The 21,686-nt window shown below is 54.3% G+C and carries 17 protein-coding genes and 7 pseudogenes; 9 read left to right on the forward strand and 15 right to left on the reverse strand.

What is annotated here, in order from left to right:
* Positions 1–41: 41 nt before the first annotated feature.
* The 6 genes from FDY98_RS04655 to FDY98_RS04680 all read right to left on the reverse strand — a co-directional run bounded on the left by FDY98_RS04655 (position 42) and on the right by FDY98_RS04680 (position 5,442).
* Positions 42–1,049, reverse strand: a complete 1,008-nt coding sequence (locus tag FDY98_RS04655) for a proline racemase family protein (RefSeq protein ID WP_340146714.1) — start codon at positions 1,047–1,049, stop codon at positions 42–44.
* A gap of 46 nt (positions 1,050–1,095) precedes the next feature.
* Positions 1,096–2,415 (reverse strand): TRAP transporter large permease, encoded by a 1,320-nt coding sequence (locus FDY98_RS04660; protein ID WP_340146715.1) that lies wholly within the window; start codon positions 2,413–2,415, stop codon positions 1,096–1,098.
* A complete protein-coding gene (locus FDY98_RS04665) occupies positions 2,372–2,869 on the reverse strand; it encodes a TRAP transporter small permease (RefSeq protein WP_027957203.1) in 498 nt (165 codons plus the stop codon). Before FDY98_RS04665 ends, FDY98_RS04660 begins: the two co-directional genes overlap by 44 nt.
* A gap of 59 nt (positions 2,870–2,928) precedes the next feature.
* The gene (locus tag FDY98_RS04670; RefSeq protein ID WP_027957202.1) at positions 2,929–3,915 is read right to left on the reverse strand and encodes a TRAP transporter substrate-binding protein; all 987 of its coding nucleotides are present in this window, start codon (positions 3,913–3,915) and stop codon (positions 2,929–2,931) included.
* 183 nt (positions 3,916–4,098) lie between these two features.
* Positions 4,099–5,076 carry a GlxA family transcriptional regulator gene (locus FDY98_RS04675; RefSeq protein ID WP_035538928.1) on the reverse strand — a complete coding sequence of 326 codons (978 nt, stop codon included), beginning with the start codon at positions 5,074–5,076 and terminating at the stop codon, positions 4,099–4,101.
* A gap of 192 nt (positions 5,077–5,268) precedes the next feature.
* The gene (locus FDY98_RS04680) at positions 5,269–5,442 is read right to left on the reverse strand and encodes a YqaE/Pmp3 family membrane protein (protein WP_035538925.1); all 174 of its coding nucleotides are present in this window, start codon (positions 5,440–5,442) and stop codon (positions 5,269–5,271) included.
* Between the two features lie 172 nt (positions 5,443–5,614).
* On the opposite strand from FDY98_RS04680, the pseudogene FDY98_RS04685 reads away from it, so the two are divergent.
* Positions 5,615–7,657: pseudogene (locus FDY98_RS04685) on the forward strand (TonB-dependent receptor family protein).
* A gap of 93 nt (positions 7,658–7,750) precedes the next feature.
* Here FDY98_RS04685 and FDY98_RS04690 read toward each other — a convergent pair.
* The 3 genes and pseudogenes from FDY98_RS04690 to FDY98_RS04700 all read right to left on the reverse strand — a co-directional run bounded on the left by FDY98_RS04690 (position 7,751) and on the right by FDY98_RS04700 (position 12,172).
* On the reverse strand, positions 7,751–10,306 hold the full coding sequence (locus tag FDY98_RS04690; protein ID WP_027957200.1) for a glucose/quinate/shikimate family membrane-bound PQQ-dependent dehydrogenase: 2,556 nt from the start codon (positions 10,304–10,306) through the stop codon (positions 7,751–7,753).
* 261 nt (positions 10,307–10,567) lie between these two features.
* A pseudogene (locus FDY98_RS04695) lies at positions 10,568–11,565 on the reverse strand (NADP-dependent oxidoreductase).
* 227 nt (positions 11,566–11,792) lie between these two features.
* A pseudogene (locus FDY98_RS04700) lies at positions 11,793–12,172 on the reverse strand (septal ring lytic transglycosylase RlpA family protein).
* A 325-nt stretch (positions 12,173–12,497) separates the two neighbouring features.
* Here FDY98_RS04700 and FDY98_RS04705 point away from each other — a divergent pair.
* Both FDY98_RS04705 and FDY98_RS26860 read left to right on the forward strand, forming a co-directional pair.
* Positions 12,498–13,682 (forward strand): hypothetical protein, encoded by a 1,185-nt coding sequence (locus FDY98_RS04705; RefSeq protein WP_340146716.1) that lies wholly within the window; start codon positions 12,498–12,500, stop codon positions 13,680–13,682.
* A gap of 32 nt (positions 13,683–13,714) precedes the next feature.
* Positions 13,715–13,942 (forward strand): hypothetical protein, encoded by a 228-nt coding sequence (locus tag FDY98_RS26860; protein WP_340146717.1) that lies wholly within the window; start codon positions 13,715–13,717, stop codon positions 13,940–13,942.
* A gap of 117 nt (positions 13,943–14,059) precedes the next feature.
* Here the strand turns inward: FDY98_RS26860 and FDY98_RS29315 are convergent.
* Positions 14,060–14,936 (reverse strand): annotated as a pseudogene (locus FDY98_RS29315) (DMT family transporter).
* Between the two features lie 101 nt (positions 14,937–15,037).
* Here FDY98_RS29315 and FDY98_RS04715 point away from each other — a divergent pair.
* From FDY98_RS04715 to FDY98_RS26875, 3 genes and pseudogenes are all read left to right on the forward strand, one after another.
* Positions 15,038–15,909: pseudogene (locus FDY98_RS04715) on the forward strand (LysR substrate-binding domain-containing protein).
* 129 nt (positions 15,910–16,038) lie between these two features.
* Positions 16,039–16,464 carry a cytochrome b gene (locus tag FDY98_RS04720; protein ID WP_340146719.1) on the forward strand — a complete coding sequence of 142 codons (426 nt, stop codon included), beginning with the start codon at positions 16,039–16,041 and terminating at the stop codon, positions 16,462–16,464.
* Positions 16,465–16,474: 10 nt separating this feature from the next.
* The gene (locus tag FDY98_RS26875; RefSeq protein ID WP_340146720.1) at positions 16,475–16,597 is read left to right on the forward strand and encodes a cytochrome b/b6 domain-containing protein; all 123 of its coding nucleotides are present in this window, start codon (positions 16,475–16,477) and stop codon (positions 16,595–16,597) included.
* A gap of 45 nt (positions 16,598–16,642) precedes the next feature.
* Here the strand turns inward: FDY98_RS26875 and FDY98_RS26880 are convergent, their stop codons facing one another.
* The 5 genes and pseudogenes from FDY98_RS26880 to FDY98_RS29325 form a co-directional block, all read right to left on the reverse strand.
* On the reverse strand, positions 16,643–16,858 hold the full coding sequence (locus tag FDY98_RS26880) for a diguanylate cyclase domain-containing protein (RefSeq protein ID WP_340146721.1): 216 nt from the start codon (positions 16,856–16,858) through the stop codon (positions 16,643–16,645).
* Entirely contained in the window at positions 16,783–16,983 is a 201-nt protein-coding gene (locus FDY98_RS26885) for a diguanylate cyclase (protein WP_340146845.1), read from the reverse strand. Before FDY98_RS26885 ends, FDY98_RS26880 begins: the two co-directional genes overlap by 76 nt.
* Positions 16,984–17,010: 27 nt before the next feature.
* Positions 17,011–17,265, reverse strand: coding sequence for a hypothetical protein (locus FDY98_RS26890; protein ID WP_340146722.1), 255 nt, complete (start codon positions 17,263–17,265; stop codon positions 17,011–17,013).
* A 524-nt stretch (positions 17,266–17,789) separates the two neighbouring features.
* Positions 17,790–18,219 (reverse strand): annotated as a pseudogene (locus tag FDY98_RS29320) (7TMR-DISMED2 domain-containing protein).
* Positions 18,220–18,604: 385 nt separating this feature from the next.
* Positions 18,605–19,467 (reverse strand): annotated as a pseudogene (locus FDY98_RS29325) (LysR family transcriptional regulator ArgP).
* Positions 19,468–19,674: 207 nt separating this feature from the next.
* Between FDY98_RS29325 and FDY98_RS26920 the strand changes: the two are divergent.
* The 3 genes from FDY98_RS26920 to FDY98_RS26930 all read left to right on the forward strand — a co-directional run bounded on the left by FDY98_RS26920 (position 19,675) and on the right by FDY98_RS26930 (position 21,669).
* Positions 19,675–20,190 carry an imelysin family protein gene (locus FDY98_RS26920; protein WP_340146727.1) on the forward strand — a complete coding sequence of 172 codons (516 nt, stop codon included), beginning with the start codon at positions 19,675–19,677 and terminating at the stop codon, positions 20,188–20,190.
* A gap of 5 nt (positions 20,191–20,195) precedes the next feature.
* Positions 20,196–20,978: an imelysin family protein gene (locus FDY98_RS26925; protein ID WP_340146847.1), complete on the forward strand. Its 783-nt coding sequence runs from the start codon at positions 20,196–20,198 to the stop codon at positions 20,976–20,978.
* Between the two features lie 91 nt (positions 20,979–21,069).
* Positions 21,070–21,669 (forward strand): hypothetical protein, encoded by a 600-nt coding sequence (locus FDY98_RS26930; RefSeq protein ID WP_340146728.1) that lies wholly within the window; start codon positions 21,070–21,072, stop codon positions 21,667–21,669.
* The last annotated feature ends 17 nt before the right edge of the window (positions 21,670–21,686 follow it).

Below are 21,686 nucleotides of genomic sequence, written 5' to 3' on the forward strand. Positions count from 1 at the left end.
CCCCCCTGAGAACGACTTAGGGGGGAGATCGCGTTAACCAATCATAAAGCCGCGACCCACGGGGTCTCTCTCATCATCAGCCATTTGGCATAACCGATCAGTTCAGCGGTACCTTGCACGCTTGGACGAATGGCAGAATAACCACCAATTTCGGTTTTACCCAATATTTTGCCCGTGAAACGGCCGCTTCCCAGCAGGCCTTCCGAGTAGATTTCCTTGTTCTCTTCCAGTTCATTTCGTGCGTGAAACATGGCCATCATGGCGCTGGTTCCAGTGCCACCAGGCGAGCGATCCAGCTTGCCGCCTGAGAACACATGGACGTTGCGGTAAAGTGAATCTGGCTGCGTTCCCTCATGCCAGAACGTAACGAAATTTAGACCATTGATGTGAGCATGTACGGGGTGACGAATCGTCATGCGTTTATTCAATTCTGCCTTGACCGCCTCTCCCGCCATCGAAAAATAACTGCCATTTTCGGGGCAGATGGGTTGCTTGTCAGATGGAATGCGAATGATAGCGAAGAAGTTGCCACCAAATACCAGGTCAGCCTTTAGTGTACCCAGCCCCGGAACGTCAACAGGAATGTCCTGCTCCATCACGAAGGCGGGCACATTTTCAAAGCGAGTCCAATGCACTTTGTCGGCATCGGCTTTGACCTCCGAGACGACGGTGCCAGCGGTAGTTTCAAAACGGATGCGTGTCATGCCGTCTTCTTGTGCTGGTGGCGCCAAGCGGTGAGAAACCATCGCCATGGAAAGGGCTATGGTGCCGTGACCACACATGTCGACGAACTGTTCGCCATCCATCCATAGCATGCCAGCGTCATGATGCTCATCGGAAGGTGGGGTTAGAAAAACACCAAACATGTGCTGGTGGCCGCGGGGCTCACGCATCAGGCTAGTGCGGACATGGTCGTGATGCTCTTTCAAATAAGCGCGTTTGGATAGAATGTTGCTGCCATACGGGTAGGGAATGCCAGCATGCACGATGCAGGTTGGCTCGCCTTCCGTATGGGTATAGATAACGTCAAGGAACTGTTGGTTTTTCATGGTTGCTTCTTCCTGTGGGCTGTGCGGTTGGGTTATTAGTCTTGGGTTAAAGACCAAACCAGCGGGGTACGCTCATGACCATGCCAGCAGGCCAGACAATCACGGCGAGCAGCACTGCCAACATCACGGCAATGAACGGTAGGTTGGCGTAGGTAATGCGGATGATATCGACACGTGAAATCACGCTCGTAATAAACAAGGCGGCCCCGACCGGTGGCGTCTGCTGGCCAATACCCCAGCAAAGAATGACCACCATGGCGAACTGGAGAGGGTCTATGCCTAGCAATTGAACACTGGGCAGGAACAGTGGCACCACTATGAACATCATCGCGATGCCATCGAGGAAGGTACCGGCAATAATCAAGACGATGCTCAAAATCAGTAGAAAGCCGATGGGGCCCATATCCAGAGCTGCGATCGGCCCGAGAACTAGCTGCCCGAGACTTTGGTAAGTGAAGGTGTAGCCGAGTGTATGTGCCGCTGCCGTCACAAACATGACCGCACCGGTCAACACGGCACTCTCAACCAGGGCACGATAAAGCGCACGTAGTGAAAGCGAACGATAAAGCACCATGCCAGCGAAGATGCCATAAGCGACTGCCACGGCGGAGGCTTCGGTCGGTGTGAAAATGCCGCCGAGGATACCGCCGAGGATGATGACTGGCATTAGCAGGGCCGGGAATGCACTGACCAAGCTACTGCCCAGTTGCCTGATCGAAAATGCAGCTTCGATAGGATATTGGCGTTTCACCGATATCCACCACGCCATAAGCATGAGTCCTATGGCAATGAGTAGCCCTGAGACTAGACCGGCAGCAAATAACGCCCCTGTCGAAAGTCCCATATAGGCACTCAATAACACCATGGGCACGCTGGGAGGAATGATGATGCCAATAGTGGAGGAGGAGGCAGTCACGGCGGCAGTAAAGGGGGCGGAGTAACCCCGTTTGACCATCTGGGGGATCATCACACCGCCCACGGCGGCCGTATCTGACATGGAGGTGCCGCTCATGCCTGCAAAGAACATGGAGGTCAAGATATTGACCGCCGCCAGCCCACCCCGTATGGCCCCCACCATGGAACGAGCCAGATCGACAAGCCGTGCTGAAATACCGCTGTGGTTCATTATCTGGCCCGCTAGAATGAACAGCGGAACAGCCAATAGCGGAAAGGACTCGGTACCTCGGTATAGGCGCTGTACCAGCACGAGCATATCGACACCGAAAAAGCGAGTACGCCGATAGAAACAAGTGTCAAAGCGAAGGCGATTGGCATGGCCAGCCCAATCAGAGCCAGAAGTGCAAGTAGTATGACGAGTAGAATCATAGCTCTGACTCCTCCAGAGCGGCTCTTCGAGCAGCTTCATAGGGCGGTATCTTTGCCTTGGCGGCAACGACACACTGGCGAACCAATTCCAGCAACATGCCCGCGCCGGAGATAGGCACGGCGGAGTAGAAAAGCCACTGAGGTGCACCTAGCATAAGCGTTGTACGGTTGGAAAAGGTGAGTGTTTGTTCCAAGCCCCACACGATCATGATGACGCAGACCAGCCCTATCAGTGCCTGGTTGATAAAGAACAATACCCATTGACCGCGATAGGGAAGTAAGGCAGCGATAACATCAATACGTAGATGAGCGCCTTGCCTGAGTGCCAGATAACCGCAGAAAAAGGTAATGTAGACCAGCAGACCCACTAAGACTTCGGCGCTCCACGATAGCGAGGCATTCAGGATGTAGCGCGCAGCCACTGCCGCTATTGCCAGGAGAGTAATGGCAGCCAACAGCAGTGCCGCGACCGCTTCAAAAAAACGATCAAGCATGGTAGTACTCCCGGAGTAGCGACGGGCAGGAAGTGCCCGCCGGGAAGTGTGCTCTGTCGTTAGGGGAGGTCGGCGATGCGTTGCACCATGTCACGTGCCTCTTGTGACAGTCCTTCGGTAAAGGAGTCCCATAGAGGTTGAGAGGCTGCTATGAAGGTGTCAGTGTCTACCTCGTTCACTTCCATGCCGTTCTCTTTTACAAGCTCCACGACGCTCTGATCCGCTTGTTCTCCAAAGTTAACCGTTGCCTCGAAGGCCTGTTCGCCACCCTCGAGTAGAGCTTGCTGAACGCTGGCATCAAGATCCTGGAAACGTGACTCGTTCATCAGCAGGAAGCCGACGGTGTAAACATGCCCAGAGAGTGAGAGGTAATCCTGTACTTCGTAAAAGCGGCTGGCCTCTACTTCGACGAGAGGATTTTCTTGGCCATCGAAGACACCGGTCTGAAGGGCGGAGTAAAGTTCTGGATAAGGCAGCGGGGAAGCGTTAGCGCCATAGGCATTAAACATCTCGACACGCTGGCGGCTGCCAGGGGTACGGATTCTTAACCCGTCAAGATCCTCAGGTTTTTCAATGGCATGACTATTGTTGGTAATATGACGGAAACCTCCTTCATAAAAACCGATAACACGGTAGCCTTGCTTTTGAAGCTTGTCTTTTAATTCTTGACCGATTTCACCGCTCAGGACATTGCTCACATGCTCCCTGTCTCGAAATAGATAGGGAAGTGAAAGAATACCCATATCTTCATCAATGGTAGTAATCGGCGTTTCAATAGTGGCGATATCTAACAAGCGTGTATCTATTGCTTCTATATTGCTGACTTGATCGCCAAGTGAACCAGAATGAAAAAGTTTTATGTCGGCACTGTTATTGGTCGCTTCTGCCACGTGTGCGGCTAGGGCATTCAACCCCGCCATCTGGATGCCTTGCTGGCTTCCAATGGTCGCCGCTCGAAGCTCTAGCTCGGCGGCAGCTACCTGGCCTGCCAAACCGAGCCCTAGGGCGAAGGAAGCAATATATCGTACGGAGGAAAGTGCTTTCATGGTGACGCTCCGGAGGTTGTTTTTGCGGGAGTCATGTCACGGACCTTTACGATCACGTGTCTCTAGAGTAGGTCTGCGCCACCATGATTTATAGAATAAAAGAGACAGAAAATTGAATTTTTTGGACGGATTGCGCACGTAGTAACTGTTTGAAAATCATGACAGCAGGCGGCTAACGAAGAGCTACAAACGTTTTTCCTGACGGCGTGACTGGCCTGGGCTACAAGCGAAATGCGTATGAAAGTCTCGGGCGAGATGAGCGGCATCGGAGAAACCGCAGTCAGCGGCAATATCGGCAATTGAGCTGTCGGTATGGTGGAGTAGCCAGTCTGCATAGCGCAGGCGCATGATTTTGAAGTAGCGCATAGGTGTGATTCCCAGTTCTTGACGAAAGAGTCGATCAAGCTGTCGGGGGCTTAAATTGATCCGCTTGGCCAGGTCACAAGCACTTAGACGGGTATTCAGCGATTGCTCCATGGTGAGTACGGCTACCCGGACTCGCTCATCGCGAATTTCATGGATGGCTTCAAAAAAGTGTGTTTGTGGAGAGTTGGACGTACGCATGCCGTTTAAGATCATGTGACGAACCGCCTGCTGGGCCTTCTCGGGGCCACATGTGCGATGAATCAGGTGCAGGGCCATATCCGTTGCACCTGACGAGCCTGCACAAGTGATTACCCTGGCGGATTCCAGAAATATTCGATCGGGAGTGGCGTCGATTTTGGGAAACTGTTGGCGAAAATCATTGATTACGTTCCAGTGCACACATACCCGTTGGCCTCTCAGCAGGCCTGCACGGGCAATAGCAAACGTGCCAGTACATACACCGACAAGTTTCACTCCTTTGCTATGCGCTTCCTTGAGATATTGACTCAGTGCCTGATCTTCGTGGGGATTGAGATAATTATTACCACCACAAACGGCAATATGAGTGAATTCACTCGGTTCACGATATGGTGTTTGTGGGTGGGCCTCCAAGCCGCAGCTGGAGGTGATTGGACCGGGGCCCATGATCTGCCAGCTACAGTGGATTTGTCGGCTTCGGCCACCCTTGTCGGCAGCCAAGCGCAATGAATCGATGAACCCTGCAAAGGCATTCATGGTAAATAGCGGGAGTAGGATAAATCCGACGCGCAGAGGCGGTTGATGGCCCAATGGCATAGGGGGGAGGCTCTTGATGGTGGGTAGGCACGACTCCTTAGAGTATGCCCTGAGCCAGCCTAAGGTGCCATGGCCGGACTTTACGCATATCCATACGCATATTAGTCATCGATAACGATCCCATTTGAACCCAAACAGGCGCCCCTAAAGAGAGGCGCCTGTTTAGTTAAAGCTATCTACTGCTCTCGGGTATCAGTGCTTCAATATCACATAAAACGCATGAATGATGCCCGGTATGAAGCCAAATAGCGTTAGAATAATATTCAGCCAGAAATGCCCTTTAAAACCGACCTCAAAAAATACGCCGAGCGGGGGAAGTATTACGGCAAAAATCATTTTGATTGGATCAGTCGCTGTAAACGCCATGAAGCCTCCTTTGCTTTCATTGGTGTAACTTGTACAAGTGTAGGCACGATCAACCTACTTTATCCATGCCTTGGCTAATTCCCTGTGACTAGCCGAGTAGGCAATCGTTCAATTCCGCCATTTATTTCCGCTCTACGCTGTTTGGGAGGGACTCCGTGTTCATCAAAGTGCCATTAAAGTAACTACCACGTCTTTTTGTTTATTAAGCTGTCTTGGCGCTGGCCAGAGTTGGGCTCAAGAGAGTTCGGTGAGTGATAACACATTGGCTACGCTGGAAGTGACAGCGCCACGTTTATCGCGAGAGCTTTACGCCACGCCCGCTGCGGTTTCAACGCTCGACCGTGAGGCGATTGCTCAAGGGCAGCAGCGCACACGGCTGGATGAGGCGTTAGTGCGAGTGCCTGGCATGTTTTTGCAAAACCGCGATAATTTTGCCCAAGGCCAGCGAATCTCCATTCGCGGCTTCGGCGCTCGGGCGCCGTTTGGCGTTCGCGGTATTACCGTGATGGTGGATGGCATTCCGTATACGTTACCCGATGGCCAGGCGCAGTTAGATGCCATTGATCTGGACAGCGCTGAGCGCATCGAAGTTATCCGCGGGCCCTCTTCGGTACTTTACGGCAACGCGGCGGGTGGGGTAATTGATGTGACCACCGCCGATGGTCGCGATAACCCTGGCTCAAGCGTGCGCACCGAGGTGGGCAGTGATGGCTACCGTAAGGCAGTCGTACAAACCGGTGGAGCCCGGGTGATTGGTCGCACCACGTCAGCTTCTCGGCACTCAATGTGGATGGTTATCGGGAGCAGAGCTCTACGGAGAAATACCTGCTGAATGCCAAACTGCGCCGAGAGTTAGGCAGTGATCGGCGTTAACCGCGATTATCAACCTGCTGGACAACCCCCGTTCCGAAGATCCTGGCGCGCTGAACGCGCGTGAAGTGGCCAATGGCCGTGATCAAGCAGCGCCGAACTCATTGGCGTTGGATGCAGGACAGAACGTAGATCAGCAGCTTCTTGGCTTACAGTACGAAGATTTATCCGCTGGCCCTGGTGAGTTCTATTTAAAAGGCTTTGTTGCGCAGCGCGATTTTGAGCAGCAACTGCCCTATGTGGGCGATAGCCGTATCGGCTACCAGCGTGATTATCTGGGCGCGAGTGCTGAGTATCACCATGAAGTCAGCTTGGGCAGCCTGCCGCTGAGCTATATCACCGGTGTCGATGTGGCGCGTCAAGACGACGAGCGCTTTAGGAACGATGTAAATGGCCAAGGCGTGGTCGGCGAGCAACTGGCGGAAGAGACCCAAACGGCGACCTCCGCTGGGGTATTTGCCCAGGGCGATTTAGCGCTGACCGAGCAGGTAACGCTCTCGCTTGGCGCACGCTTTGACCGAGTGGAGCTAGAAGTAGATGATCGCTATCAGGACGATGGCGATCAAAGCGGTGACCAGACCTTCAATGAGTGGAGCGGTTCGGCGGGGTTAAGTTACCGTTATCGTCCGCAGCATCAAGCCTATATCAATACCGGTACGGCGTTTGAAACGCCTACGTTCTCCGAGTTTGCCAATCCGGCGGGCGGTGGTTTTAACCCGTCGGTGTCGCCGCAAAAAGCCTGGAATCGTGAAGTGGGCTGCGGGGCTACGTTGAACCGCTGGCCATGGATTACGATCTGGCGCTATTTTCGGTGCGCGTGCGTGACGAGCTCGTGCCGTATGATGACGGCGGCCGCACCTTCTACCAAAACGCAGGCGACACCGACCGCGACGGCATTGAGCTGGCGCTAGGCTGGCAGCTCGCCGACCAATGGCGGTTGGATAGCGCTCTTACGCTGGCGAGCTATGAGTTTGATCGATTTACTACACCGTCAGAGAGTTTTGGCGGTAACCGCATACCTGGCTTACCCGAGCAAACCTGGGTCAATCAGCTAACTTGGCAGGGGCTGGATGAGCGCTTTGCCACGCTGGAAACCGAGTACGTAGGCGATATGGTGGCGGACAACGCCAATGAGACAGAAGTCGATAGCTACTGGCTAGTGAACCTGCGGGTGGGTGATGGTTGGCAGTTGGGAAGCGATACACGGCTAAATGCGTATGTGGGCGTGCGCAATCTCTTAGATGAAGAGCACTACGCCAACGTGCGCTTGAACGGCACCTTTGGTCGCTTCTATGAACCTGCTCCGGGGCGCAGTGTGTATGGCGGTTTAGAAGTACGCTTTTAAGTCGAAATACTGCAAGTAAATAAAAACGGGCGGCGCTCATTCATTATTGCTGAGGCCGCCCGTTCTCGTGGGTGATAACGCTAAGTTAGCCGTTTACTCAGGCAGAGCGTAACCAATCACGTAATCGCCCATCTTGGTGCCAAAGGTGCCGTGTCCACCCGCCGTGACGACCACATACTGACGGCCATCCTGGCCGGTGTAGGTCATCGGCGTGGCTTGGCCACCTGCTGGCAGGCGCGCTTTATACAGCTCTTCGCCAGTAGTGATGTCGTAGCCGCGCAGGTACTGATCCAGCGTGCCGCTTAAGAACGACACCCCGCCAGCCGTCGTCAGCGGGCCGCCTAGTGCAGGAACGCCGACGTTCAAGCCAATCGGTAGATCAAACGGCATGCTGTCGCGTGTGGTGCCATTGCGGTGCTTCCACACCACCTCGTTACTTTGCAGATCGATACCGGCTACATCGCCCCAGGAGGGCGCTTGGCAGGGCAGGCCGAGCACTGAAAGCAGCGGGCCAAGCTCAACGGCATAAGGTGCGCCTTCATTGGCTTGTAAACCCTGTTCGCTGGCAGAGCCTTGGCCTTCTTCTACCTCTTCACGAGGAATTAACGTAGACACAAACGCCAGGTATTTAGCACCAGTGAAGAGCGCTTGGCGCTCGGGATCAACGGCCACACCACCCCAGTTCATTACACCGACATTACCTGGATAAACAATACTGCCTTCCAGCGAAGGTGGCGTGTATTGGCCCTCGTAGCGCAAAGAGTTGAACTGAATGCGGCACATCATTTGATCAAACGGTGAAGCGCCCCACATGTCGCGCTCGGTGAGCGGCGGTGGCAGCAGGTTAAGCGCTGAACGCGGCTGAGTCTCGGCGGTCCAGTCGCCTTCCACGGCGCCCTGAGGTGCAGGAACCTCTTCAATGGGCACAATCGGTTCACCGGTTTCACGGTTCAATACATATAGGCTGCCCTGCTTGGTCGGCTGAATAACCGCGGGCTGGGTGCCATCACTAGTGGCTAGGTCAATCAGTACCGGTTGCGCAGGTGAGTCCATATCCCATAGGTCGTGGTGTACGAACTGGTAAACCCACTCAACCTGACCATCTTCCAGGTTGAGCGCCACTAGACCCGCGCTGTAGGTTTCATCGTTCTCGGTGCGGTCAGCGCCATACTGGTCAGGCGTGGCGTTACCCATTGGCAGGTAAACCAGGCCTAGCTCTTCGTCAACGCTGATCGGTGCCCATACGTTGGGGGAGCCGCGGGTGTAGGTTTCGCCTTCTGGTAGCGGGTCGGTGTCGTCGGGATTACCGCTATCCCAGTTCCATACCAGCTCGCCGGTATGCACATCAAAGGCACGAATAACGCCTGAGGGCTCGTCAATGGAACTGTTGTCGGTGACGTGGCCACCCAGAATAACCAGATTTTCGGTTACCGTTGCAGGGGAGGTGGAGTAGTAACCGCCTGGTGAGAAATCGCCAATATTGTTGGTGAGATCAATTTCACCGTTATTGCCAAAGCTGGCGCACCGCTCACCCGTGTCGGCGTTCAGCGCAATCAAGCGTGCATCCGCCGTGGGCAGGTAGAGCCTGCGTGGGCACATGACGTCGGTCTCGCTGAGCATGGGTTGCTGCGGGGCGCCGTTTTCTTCTTCAACACCAAACAGCAGTGACAAGAAGGAGAGATTCAGACTGAAAATATCGCTGTCATCGAAGATATCAAAAGAGAGTGCCGTTGCACTGTTCGGGGCAGCGTCACTGTTCGTCACTTCTGTGCTATCGGTTGCAGAGTCATTAGTGTCAGTAGAATAGTTTGCGGCGTCATAGTAGGCGAGGCCGCGGCAGGTCATATGTGCCCAGCCAGAAAAGTCATCCGCCCCCATGGTGCTGATCTCGGGGTCAAATGCCCAGAGGGTTTCACCGGTCTCGGGTGACAGCGCCATTGCCCGGCTGTGAGAGGTACAGATATACAGGCTGTCATTCACTTTCAGCGGGGTATTTTGATTGGTGATCTCCGGGGGCGCATTGGGGCCCGCTTTGTCACCGGTTTGAATCCGCCATACCTCTTCAAGCTCGCCGATGTTTTCCGGCGTAATTTGATCAAGGGAAGAGTAGTGGGTGCCTGCATTGGTGCCGCCATAGGCGGGCCAATCATCGCCCGCCACTTGGGCAGGGTTTACGCTATCGGTCGTTGATTGGTTGTTAGCGGCTAGCGACCCTTCGATAGTACCGGGATCGTTAAACTGGCTGGCAATGGCCACGATAACAGCGGCAGTAATGCTGCCAACAAGCGCCAGACTGCCGCCTTTTGAGTGTAGTGGCTTACGCCACCAGGGCAGGAGCAGCAGAATACCTATTAAACAGAGAATGGCAACGCGAGGCACTAACTGCCACCAGTCGAGACCAACCTCCCACAGAGCCCACACTAATGTGGCAAAAAGAATCAGCGCGTAGAGCCACAGAGCGGCGCCTTTGCGCAGGGCAAATAGAATGCCGCAAGCAATAATGCTAAGCCCGGCAATTAAGTAGTAGGCGCTGCCGCCTACGCTGACGAGCTTGCTGCCGCCAAAAGCAAGCACCAAGCCGATAATAAATAGTAGCAGGCCAACTATAATAGCTGGCCATTTACTGTGAGCGCGCGTGCTTTCTTCCATGAGATTTCCCCTAGTGAAACGTACTGAATACGTTAATGCATGCCGCTTAAACCCTAAATTCAAGCAATAAGTGCCAAGCGGCGAACCCGCAACGCGCTTTAACCCATCGGCGGCGCCGATGGGTTAAAACACACCGCTATGGTGGATGATTTTAATAATCAATTCGCTATTGGTCTAACGATTTGATGTTTTTTTCTAAGGCGGGTGCCCTACCGCCAGGGTAGTTAATGTCGCGGTAGGGGTAGCCAGAAGGCGTGAGGTTTATAGCTTGACCAGCATTTTACCGGTATTGCCGCCGTCAAACAGGGCCAGGAATGCATCGGGGTGTTCTCCAGGCCTTCTTTCACTGTCTCTTTATATACCAGCTTACCTTCCGCTACTTGGGGGGCTACTTCGTTCAGGAAATAGGGGTAGCTAGCCCAATGGTCAGCCACAATAAAGCCCTGCATTTTGGCCTTGCGCACTACCAACTGAGAGAGATTGCTCGGGCCGGGGGTAGGCTCTTTTGCATTGTAGCTGTCGATCATGCCGCATACGGCAATCCGCGCACCTTCATTTAGCTGGTTCAATGCTGCTTCTAGGCAGATACCGCCGACGTTTTCGAAATACACATCAATGCCGTTGGGGCTGGCGAGCTTAATGGCGTCGCTTAACTCCTGTGCGGTACGGTCACGATAGCTAACCGGTTCAACGCCCAATGATTCAAGCCAGGCCAGCTTATTCGCAGCCCCGGCAATACCGACCACATGACAACCTTTGGCTTTGGCCAACTGCACTGCCAGGGAGCCTACGGCACCGCTAGCCGCGCTAACCAACACATTGTCACTCGGCTTGCATTCGGCAATCAGGTTGAGGCCAGTCCAGGCGGTCATGCCAGGCATACCGAGTACGCCCAGATAGGCTTGTTCGGGAACATCGATATCGGGTAGCGGCGTGACGCCCTGCGCAGGCAGTTGGGCAATATCCCGCCAACCGCCCATATGGCTCACTTTGTCGCCCACTTTTAAGCTTGAATCATTGGTCTCGATGACTTCGCCAATGGCGCCGCCTTCCATCGGTTTGCCGAGTTCAAACGGCTCCACATAGGTGCGAATGCCGCTCATGCGCCCCCTCATATAAGGGTCGACGGAAAGCCAGCGGTTGCGAATACGCACTTCGCCTTCGGCTAGGTCGGGTAGGGTTTGTGTTTCTAGCTTGAAGAGCGTGCGATCGGGCAGGCCTTTGGGATAATCGGTAAGCGTGTAAAATTGTGACTGCATGGATGTATCTCCTGCAAATACTTGGCGTGTATCGAACTCCTTGCAGCATAGAGACCATTAGCCTGCTTGCAAGTTCGTTAATGTATCGGAAAGTAGCCACATAAAGAAACAGGGTGACCATTGCTGGTCACCCTGTCTGTTGACTACTTTAAGATAACGATGCTTCGTGTGCTGTCGCATTGATTAGGCTAATGGGTATCACACAACAACCAAGGATGTGTTATCCGTTAATCCAACAGCGTTACCATCACTGGAGCTGTACCGCGGCGAATCATGCCAAGCTTCGCTGCCGCGCGTTTAGATAAATCAATAATGCGTCCTTGAATGAAAGGGCCACGATCATTGATCAGTACTTCTACCTCTTGCCCGTGTCCGGGCGTGTCACCAATACCTTGGTGCCAAACGGCAAACTCGGGTGGGCGGCGGTCAACGCCTGCTGGTCAAAGGGCTCTCCACTGGCAGTGGTCGCTCCTTGAAAGCGGTCACTGTAAAAGGAGGCGACGCCTTCCTGCGTTTCTGTTTCATGTGCAAAAGCACTATTAGCAGCGCTACTTACCACTATCGCTGCCAAACAAATCGTTCGGATCAGTCGTTTTTCGGCTCCCATGGGAGTACCTCGGTTTTGCTTGTTGCGAATCCCGCACTCTTGATGAGGTGCCTGAATAGGCTTTTCGATACTACCCTTGTCGCAACGAGTCAGCAAGCTTTGAGAAGATCGATGCAAATAGGTTCAATTTCAAGATTTTTAAATCTCTACTTATGTAGCCTTGGGTTTCAGTGACTTATCAACCCAGGTATGAAATGAATAGAGAAAGCACTTTGTGCAAAGCAGCATTCTTCATGAAACGCTCACTTTAATTGAGTAAGCATCTTATAATCACTGACACTTATCTAATTAATGATTGTCATTGCGACTCAACAAGGAACCGCTCATGGCTAGATCTTCTTCGTTTACGTTTATATGGGTGGCGATCGGTGGCGCAGCCGTTGGTTTTCTCGCTGCTCAAATTATTCCCTTACCGGGGCAAACCGCCGATGAAGCGCCTGCCGAAACTGCTGAGACAACTGATCAGCCGTCCGTTGCCGAGGCTATTGTTGGCCTTGAAAAGCTCACGCTTGATGAGCGCATGCGTGGCGAAATAACCTCGGCCAGCGAGCTGAACGGTAACGATGGCAGCCGCTTCATGCGCTACGCCATCGCACTGGAAGAGGATGAGATTGTTGAGATTTCTCTCAACGGAGCCTTGCAAGGTGTTGTGGCGCTTTATGATGATCAGCTACAGCTGCTCGATAATGCCCCTATCGTTCGTCACCGTATAGAAGAGAGCGGCGACTATGTAGTGGTGGTTAGCGGTGCCGATGCCCACAGTTATGGCCCGTTTACCGTTGTCAGCCGAACCGTTGAGCTGACGGATGCTGACACAGTGGCAGTGGGCGAGCCCATCGATAGTTGGCTGCAAGGGGATGCCCGTGAAATCACCTTGAACATAGAAGAGGCAGGCCTCTACCAACTGGAAATGCGCTCTGACGACTTCGACGCTTACCTGGAGATTGAAGGGCCGAACGGTTACGCCCGCGAAGACGACGACAGCGCCGGTGATTTAGACGCGCGCATCGCTGATTTCCTTGAACCCGGTGAATATACGCTGACGGCACGTAGCGCCTACGATGATGGCAATGGCGTTTATACGCTTTCAGTAGAGCCTCACGAGTTACCGGGTGATGGTGAGCTGCGTAATGATGGAGCGCTCACTCCCGATGACTCTCTCAACGGCTGGTTTAGTGGCCAGGGGCTTAGTTACCAAGTAGAAGTAGAAGAAGCAGGCATGTACCAAATTGAGATGCGCTCCAGCGATATCGATTCCTACCTAGTGCTTGAAGGGCCTAACGGTTACTACCGCGAAGATGATGACAGTGCCGGCAATCTGGATGCTAGCATCGCTGATTTTCTTGCTCCCGGTGAGTATCAGCTAACGGCACGTACTGCCTATGGCGAGAGCAGTGGCATGTTTACGCTCTCCATGGCTCCGCGTGATATGCCAGATGTTAATCTGCGTAATGAAGGCACGCTTACCCTGGTGAAGCGCTTAACGGTTGGTATAGCGGTGAACCGCTGACGTATCAGTTGGAAGTAGAAGAGAGCTCTTTAGTGACGTTGGAAATGCGCTCTGACGATTTTGATACCTTTATTGAGATCAGTGGTCAGGGTTTTGTCGCCAGCGATGACGACGGCGCGGGAGGTACCGACTCACGGCTTCAAGAGCAGTTGCTGCCCGGCACTTACACGGTAAGCGCACGCGGGTTTAGCGCTACCGGTAGCGGCTTATTTGAACTAAGCCTCGACATGGAGCCGACGGACATTCCCCCAGAGCTTTAATTGTTAGCGTTAATCGATAATACCCAGCGCCCCTGTTGCTTATCGTGATAGGGCGTTGGTTTATTGGTCGATGGTGAGGAGTAAATGGTGAGGCGTAAATAGTTAGGCGTGAGGAGGTTAACGGCCAGCTTTGAGGCAGCCTACCACTACCAGCACGGTCGCGGCGGGTAGGCGCCAGTCGAGCACGCTCATGCCTGCTAGCACCAGCAGTAGGGCGGCTAGAATCGGCACGCCATACGCCAAGCTGCCCACAAGGCTCGCGTGCCCCCAGCGCAATGCTTTATCCCAGGCCACCATGGCTACTCCGTAAGGCCCTAAACCCAGTGCGATGCCCGCGAGTAACGCTTCACCGCTGGGGAGGGCGAGGGTGCCTTCCAGTATTAAGCTGGCAGCCACGGCAATAGCGCAGGCAATCAGCAGTAGCCGCGGCAGCAGGGGTGTTAAGGCCACTGGTGCAGCTTGGCTTAACCATGAATAGATCGCCCAGCAGCAGGCGGCCAGCAGTGCTAGCGCGTAGCCCGTGGTGGCACCACCGAGCCCTCCACTGATGGCTTGAGGAACCAGCAGTAGCGCAGCGCCTGAAAACGCAATCAGAGCGCCGACCACCCTGCGATGCGCAGGCGGCCAAACGACTCCATTGGCTGAGTAGCACAAACAGCACGGGCCAAGTGTAGGTAATTAACGCTGCTTCGGCGGCGGGGGCTAGCCGCATACCAATAAAGTAGGTGCTGACGGCGCCAAAGATGAGCAGTGGGATACCCATCCAAACGCTGAGTTGCCAACCCGCGCCGCAGGCAGCGACATTAATGCGGCGGCTTAATGGTAGCGTCGCCAATGATCCCGCTAACAGGGTAACGGCAGTTAACTGCAAGGGCGGTGTCGCTTTGGCAAACTCAGCCAGCAGCGGTGCCGAACTCCAAAGCATCACGGCCACCAGCGCCGCACCAACACTGTACCAACGTGGGAATAACGCAGGGGAGTGAACGGGATGCATAAGAGTTCTCCTTGATTTGAGCATGTACCGAGCAGCATACTCATCATCAATGCATCACAATATCGATCTTTTGTGATCGTTTTCATCAAGCTTGGTGATATATGCGTGCCCCCACGTTAGACCTAACCCTGCTACGCACCCTGGTGGCGATTGCGGACACTGGAGTGTGACCGCAGCTGCTAAACGGTTGGCGTATACCCAGTCCACTGTGAGCATGCAGCTCCAGCGGTTAGAAGCGCAGCTCTCGCTCACGCTGCACGAGCGGGAAGGGCGGCGAATACGCTTTACCTCAGAAGGTGAACGCTTGCTTAACCACGCCCGACGGCTATTAGCACTTAACGATGACGCGTGGAGCGATATGCAGGCGCGCCAGGTGACAGGCGATCTTACCCTCGGCATTCCTGAAGATTACGCTTCGTTGCTGCCTTCGGTGTTTGCCTACTTTCATCAGCTCTACCCCGCCGTGGGGTTAAAGGTGATCTGCGGCACTAGCGCGCATCTCGTTGAGCAGGTTAAAGCTAAAGAGCTGGATCTCGCTCTGGTGACCCGGCAGCGCAACTCGCCGGGCGGCGATGTGATTCGCCGGGAACCGCTGTTGTGGGCAGTCGGTATGAACCAGCAGCCGCTGCTAAGCGACCCGTTGCCGTTGGCGCTCTACTCACCGGGAGCTGACGTATTCCGTGAAGTGGCCGAGCAGGCGCTGCAATCGGCGGAGCGCAGCTGGCGCGTGGCCTATACCAGCCAATCCATGGCAGGGCTGGCGCCAATTGTGACCGCTGGGCTGGCCATCGTGGTGGTGACTCGCAGCATGCTAACCCCTGCACTGAGACCGCTGGATGAGAGCAGTGGGCTGCCTGCGCTGCCGACGATTGAGTTGGCGCTGCACCGGGCGCCGCACCGACCTTCGGAGCCTGCGCGCCGTTTGGCAGAGTTAATACGCGATCAGCTGGCAGTGCCCGAACAAGCGTTATAAAGTGGCTTTTGAGACCAAGTAGAGCCTAGGTAATGCTTAGCGTTGATGGCCGTGTAGTGCTTTAATCAGCGTAAGGGAGCGTTACTGACTAGAATGAAGAGCAAATGAATTGGCTGTTAGGAGCACTGCATGCACGAACTGGATCACTATATCTACCCGCATCGGGTGTTGCACTGGCTGGTGGCTGGCGCGGTGCTGCTCTCCTTGGCCAGCGGTTTAACGTTAGGCTTTTTGGGCTATGAACGCACCCTCGCTCTAGTCGGCAATATGTTGACGAACTTGCTGTATACCAGCCATAAGACGCTGGGTGTGCTGATCCTGTTGCTAATGACGCTACGTATTATTACCCGCCTGGCCTTTGTGGTGCCTGACCATGAACCGCCTCTAAATGCCTTCGAGAGGGTGGTGAGTACCAGCGTTCACCATTTGCTCTACTTGGCGTTGGTCGTTATGCCTTTATTGGGCTGGGCGGCTACCGCAAGCGGCGGCTTTCCCGTGGAGTTTTTCCACTGGCATTTACCCGGTCTGATTGCGCGAGCGCGAGCAACTATCTGAACAACTCTTTATGTGGCATGGGCGCCTGGGGTGGGCCATTTTAGGTTTGGTGGTACTGCACGTTGCCGGTGCCATGTTCCATTGGAAAATCAAACGCGATAACGTTATGAAACGTATGAGCCTGTTTGATTAATGACCAAGGTTAATACCTAACTCGCCGAGCCGTAGCGATAGAACTCTACCGCTTGGCGTGATTGACAGCGTACATATGGCTATCGGCTTCACGCAGTAAACTCTCAAGAGTGGCGCCCTCTGTTCCCTGGCAAGTGCTTACCCCAATGCTCACGCTAACACTAACTCGCTCGCCGCAGGGGAGTTTTATGGGTGAGCGAATGGCTTCGTCGATACGTGCCTGTATATTCTCAAGCGTATCGTGAGGTTCGATGTTCTCCATGATAATAATAAACTCATCACACCAAAGCGTGCACAGTGGTCACCGGTACGCGCCATATGGGCAATACGTTTGGCAATTTGTTGTAAGACAAAATCACCTGCCTCATGGCCGTAGCAGTCGTTAATGGGTTTGAAAAACGATCAGATCAAGCATCAGGAGCGCCAAGCGATGGCCGTTTTGACGATTACGCTCCAGAGCTTCTGCGGCGCAGCGCGCCAGGCATGGCGATTTAATAAACCGGTCAGCATATCGCCGTTGGCTAAATGCTCTAGCGCTTTAGTTCGGGCGGCGACTTTTTGTTCCAGCACGGCTTCCTGCTTTTTTAGCGCAGCTAGCATAGCGGCTTGAGCGCGCTCTTTTTGCCGTTTAAGTTTGTTAAAGCGTGATGCCAGTGCAAACGAAAGCATGTAACATTTCTAGCGCCGAGCCATTTGAATGCCGTGTAGGTAATAAATTAGCCGGCAGTATGCCCAGGTTGCGGAGTGTAAAGACACCTGCCCCAGCAGAATATCGACCACGCAAACACGAAGAGTCTAGCGCTGGGTATGCGTCGAAAGCTGCAGTAGCTGCCGCATATCAGAGCAGTAAGGCGGCCATAAAACCCCGTCACATCCATTAGGTGGAGGCCGCAGGAATGGGCAGCAGCAGCGAGGCATGACGGCGAGCCAACAGTAGCTGCGAAAGGTGTTTAATACCTGGTGCCAGCGTGGGCAATATGTCTCTGTGTTTAGGAAGCTCTGCGCAACAGTGTGGCCATGGTAGAGGCAAAGGTGAAACCGAGCGCCACCAAGCGAGACGTGTTCTCACCCAGAAAACTCCAAAACATGAGTGTGCCAATGCCGTTAAACGCCAGAATGGCAAGTCCAAAGCCTGCGACAAATAGCGAGTAGTGAAGAAATATGCGCTCTTTAAGCCGAAAAATAGCAGTAAGTTATATAACCCATCGCCAGCAGCATGCCAAAGTAGGTCGCCAGCCAAAAATTATGACGATCATTTGGGTATAAAACACTTCTGGCGTTAATAAGTTGTAGCTCAGCATCTTGCTGCCTGAGGCAGCCCATGGTATACAGCGTGACGGTTTCAAGGCGGCCAGCTCCAATGGAAAAACTGCCTGACGGTGGGCAAGCGCACGCTGTTCAACGGGAACCGCGCTGCCGCTTCGTTGCACACTGCTTAGCTGTTGGCGAAGCGTATAAAGGGTAACGTAATCCAAACGGGTATTCAAACTCCACCATCCAACGCTGGGGTTCCGACGAATCATTGCGCACCTGAGTGCGCAGCCACACATCACCACGGGTATAGCCGAAATTTAAATCTTGGGCTTGGTGCGTGGGTGTAAAAGTACGCGATTGGGCGAGCAAATCGTTTAAGCGTTACAGACTGTTCGTCGGCGTGCCAGAACTCGTTATAAGGGGCAAGTGAATAGCTCGCCTGGCTTGGCGATGCGGATAGGAGAGTATTTGCCTGCGCCCAGGCATAAACAAACCGCAAGCAGCAGCAATAAGCCGGTGTAAACACCCGCTGTTAAACGTTGTGCATGCATAGGGTATCGCTTTTTTCGTTTTTTTACCCCGTTCGCTGTTCCCTGGTTCCCTTACCCGCCGGGGGCCGCTAATTCGTCGGCATAGCGCTCAGATGCGGTTTGCATGCCACCCCGCTCAAAAGCAGCTCAAATTTCCTTGTGCCGTACGATAAGCTCTTTGAGTGTAGTTGGCTTGGTGAAAGAAACGTTGAAAACTCTCATGCTTAAGTCATAGCACGACTTAAATGTTGCGTAAGTCGTTGAATGAGTTTGCCCGCTGTGGCGCCAAAAATGCCAGTACAAGGGCACTGCTAAAAAATGACCGGAGCAACACTGGCTAGTTGGCCACTGGCCATTAATTCGCCGACCTGCAACTGAGGCATCATGCCGTAACCGACCCCGGCTGTGGCTAAGCGCACAAACCTTCTGAAGATGGGCAGAGGTGATAAGGAAAGTGGCCGTGGTAGCCGCACTGAGCAAGAAAGCGATGCTGCAACTGATCGTGAGGGCCGAAGACGATGGCAGGCGCGGATTGAAAGCTCTCTTTGCAAGGGCCTTCTGGAAAGTAGCGTTCGATATAAGCCGGTGTCGCCAAAGGGTGGTAGCGCATTTCTCCCAGCGCAACACTGCGTGCACCGGCTATCGGTTGTGGTGTGGCGCACAGGCAGGCCGCTACATCGCCATCGCGCAAGCGCTTGAGCCCGACATCCTGGTCTTCAATCACCAAATCCAGCATAAACCCTCCTCTTGGCAGATCGTGGCAACGGCCTCGGCCACCAAGTGACCAAGCTATCCGCATTGATAGCAATCCGCAGACGCGGCGCCTGGTCATCCAGCGTGGGTAGGGAGCCGCGGAGATCGCGCTCTAATAGCTGTACTTGCTGGTAATGGGTCAACAGCCGCTGACCCGCAGGGGTGGGAGCTAAATGGAGGAGAGCGTATAAGCACCGCTGCCCAAGGCGAACCTCCAGTGCCTTAATGCGCTGGGAGACAGCTGACTGCGAAAGCCCAGTACATCGCCTGCGCGCTCAAAACCGTCGCACTCCACCACGATTGCCAAGGCATGAAGCAGTTTATAATCCAGCATGTCGGTTTTCCCAAGGCAGCAAAAAGTGGCACAGAGCAAAAATGGTGATGAAACGGCGTAGTGCTCTCTATTTAAGATCAAATAGGATTGAATCTCATAGGCCAATGAATTACATTTCAGGCAGGGCTAGAGCACCAAAACCCTCTCGGGTTGCCTAGCACTTTATGTGAGTAGTTTCTGTAATGCCACAGCCTAAAGGACACTGTAATGCCCGCCATCATGCTCCGTCGCCCTCTTGCTGGCATCGTTGCGCTTAGCGCGCTGATGCCTTTTGCCCCAGTTGCTGTCGACACTGCTGCTGCTGCTGCTGACGGCACCGTTAGCGCTGACGCCGTGGTTAAACACTACGCCGATCTGGCTCATGCCAATTACGCCGATGCACTGAATGCTGCCCAAGCATTGAACGAGCGTATCGACGAATTGCTCGCCAATCCCACGGCCGAAACCCTGAGCGCAGCCAAGCAAGCCTGGCTGCAGGCGCGGGTGCCTTATCAGCAGAGCGAAGTGTTTCGTTTCGGTAATGCGGTGGTGGACGACTGGGAAGGGCAGCTAAACGCCTGGCCCCTTGATGAGGGCATGATCGATTATGTCGAGGCGATGACTACCAATATGAGCTGGGCAACGAAGGTGCCACTGCCAATATCATTGCCAACGAGCAAATTACTGTCGGCGGCGAAACTCTGGACGTTAGCGATATTACCCCAGAATTACTCGCCGACCTGAATGAAATCGGCGGCTCGGAGGCTAACGTCGCTAGCGGCTATCACGCCATCGAATTTCTGCTTTGGGGCAGGATCTCAATGGTTTTTGAGGCAGGCAGTGGCGAGCGGCCAGTGAGCGATTTCCAAACCGGCGACGACTGCACCCATGGTCACTGTGACCGTCGTCGTACCTACCTGGACGCGGTCTCAGACCTGTTAGTCGATGACCTTGAGTGGATGGTGAATCAGTGGGCGCCGGAAACTGAAGGCAACTATCGCCAGGAACTGCTGGCGGAGAGCGATCAGGAAGGCCTGCGCCGCATGCTGTTCGGCATGGGCTCGCTCTCCCTGGGTGAGCTGGCAGGTGAGCGCTTAAAGGTCGCCCTTGAAGCCAACTCTTTTGAGGATGAGCACGACTGCTTCAGCGACAATACCCACAACTCCCACTACTACAACGGCCAGGGTGTTCAGAATATCTACACCGGCAGCTATCAGCGTCTTGATGGCAGTGTGGTAGAAGGGCCTTCGCTACAAGACTTACTGTCTCAGGCAGATAGCGAGCTAGCCGACACCCTTGGTGATCAGCTTGAAGCCACCATGGCGCGGCTTGATGCTATCAAGCAGGCGGCTGAAGCGGAAAGCTCCCCGATGGCATTCGATATGATGATTGCGCCGGGTAACGAGCAGGGCAGTGAATTGATCAACGAGGCGATTCTCACCCTGGTGGCGCAAACAGGGTCTATCGAACAGGCCGCAGGTGAGCTGGGCGTGACCTCCCTACAGCCTGATGATGCCGGTCACCGGTTCTAGAGCGGACTAGCGTCTACCATGAGCCGCCGATAGTGTTGCTATCGCGCGGCTCTGTTGGTTTTGTCAGTATCTTCCTTCTCAAGGTATCACCATGTACCGCTTACCCCGGTTTATCGTCCTAGCCAAGTGGGTGCCCAGCACATTAACCCACAGCAGTTTCTTACTGTTCTTGTTGGCCGTGCCCTTGCAGGCAGCCGAATCACCTATACAAAATGCGCCACCTAGCCAAGATTATCCCATTCAAACGACGCCCATGAGTGGTGGCGATGGCTCGGTGGAGCAGTTTGACCATAACGCCTATTCGCTGCCGTTGGGTAATATGTCGATGACCAAGCGGCTGGATTTCAGCGTGGGTAATAGCTTCTTCCGTAACCCTTGGGTGGCGGCTCCCGCCAGCACCGATGCCCGCGACGGCCTGGGCCCGTTATTCAACACCAATAGCTGCCAAGGGTGTCACCTCAAGATGGTCGCGGCCACCCACCAGCCGGTGATGAAAACCCCATCGCGCTATTCCTGCGCCTTTCGCTACCTTCTCAGCAAGCGGAGCCCGAGATTCTGGAACAGCGCGGCGCGCTTCCGGTGCCCAACTACGGCCTGCAGCTACAAACCGCGGCGATTTCCGGCGCGCAGCCAGAGGCAAAATGTTGATCGAGTATCGCCCTCGGGAGGTGACTTTTGCCGATGGCACTAGCGTTACCCTGCAGGCGC

This window comes from Halomonas sp. PA16-9 (genome assembly GCF_009728585.1).
Classification (GTDB): Bacteria; Pseudomonadota; Gammaproteobacteria; order Pseudomonadales; family Halomonadaceae; genus Vreelandella; species Vreelandella titanicae.

What these genes read in the sequence shown, in the direction of transcription:
- FDY98_RS04655 (WP_340146714.1), bottom strand. Translation starts at nt 1,049, where the DNA reads ATGAAAAACCAACAGTTCCTTGACGTTATCTATACCCATACGGAAGGC.
- FDY98_RS04660 (WP_340146715.1), bottom strand. Translation starts at nt 2,415, where the DNA reads ATGAAGCTGCTCGAAGAGCCGCTCTGGAGGAGTCAGAGCTATGATTCT.
- FDY98_RS04665 (WP_027957203.1), bottom strand. Translation starts at nt 2,869, where the DNA reads ATGCTTGATCGTTTTTTTGAAGCGGTCGCGGCACTGCTGTTGGCTGCC.
- FDY98_RS04670 (WP_027957202.1), bottom strand. Translation starts at nt 3,915, where the DNA reads ATGAAAGCACTTTCCTCCGTACGATATATTGCTTCCTTCGCCCTAGGG.
- FDY98_RS04675 (WP_035538928.1), bottom strand. Translation starts at nt 5,076, where the DNA reads ATGCCATTGGGCCATCAACCGCCTCTGCGCGTCGGATTTATCCTACTC.
- FDY98_RS04680 (WP_035538925.1), bottom strand. Translation starts at nt 5,442, where the DNA reads ATGGCGTTTACAGCGACTGATCCAATCAAAATGATTTTTGCCGTAATA.
- FDY98_RS04690 (WP_027957200.1), bottom strand. Translation starts at nt 10,306, where the DNA reads ATGGAAGAAAGCACGCGCGCTCACAGTAAATGGCCAGCTATTATAGTT.
- FDY98_RS04705 (WP_340146716.1), top strand. Translation starts at nt 12,498, where the DNA reads ATGGCTAGATCTTCTTCGTTTACGTTTATATGGGTGGCGATCGGTGGC.
- FDY98_RS04720 (WP_340146719.1), top strand. Translation starts at nt 16,039, where the DNA reads ATGCACGAACTGGATCACTATATCTACCCGCATCGGGTGTTGCACTGG.
- FDY98_RS26875 (WP_340146720.1), top strand. Translation starts at nt 16,475, where the DNA reads ATGTGGCATGGGCGCCTGGGGTGGGCCATTTTAGGTTTGGTGGTACTG.
- FDY98_RS26880 (WP_340146721.1), bottom strand. Translation starts at nt 16,858, where the DNA reads ATGGAGAACATCGAACCTCACGATACGCTTGAGAATATACAGGCACGT.
- FDY98_RS26890 (WP_340146722.1), bottom strand. Translation starts at nt 17,265, where the DNA reads ATGCTTTCGTTTGCACTGGCATCACGCTTTAACAAACTTAAACGGCAA.
- FDY98_RS26920 (WP_340146727.1), top strand. Translation starts at nt 19,675, where the DNA reads ATGCCCGCCATCATGCTCCGTCGCCCTCTTGCTGGCATCGTTGCGCTT.
- FDY98_RS26930 (WP_340146728.1), top strand. Translation starts at nt 21,070, where the DNA reads ATGTACCGCTTACCCCGGTTTATCGTCCTAGCCAAGTGGGTGCCCAGC.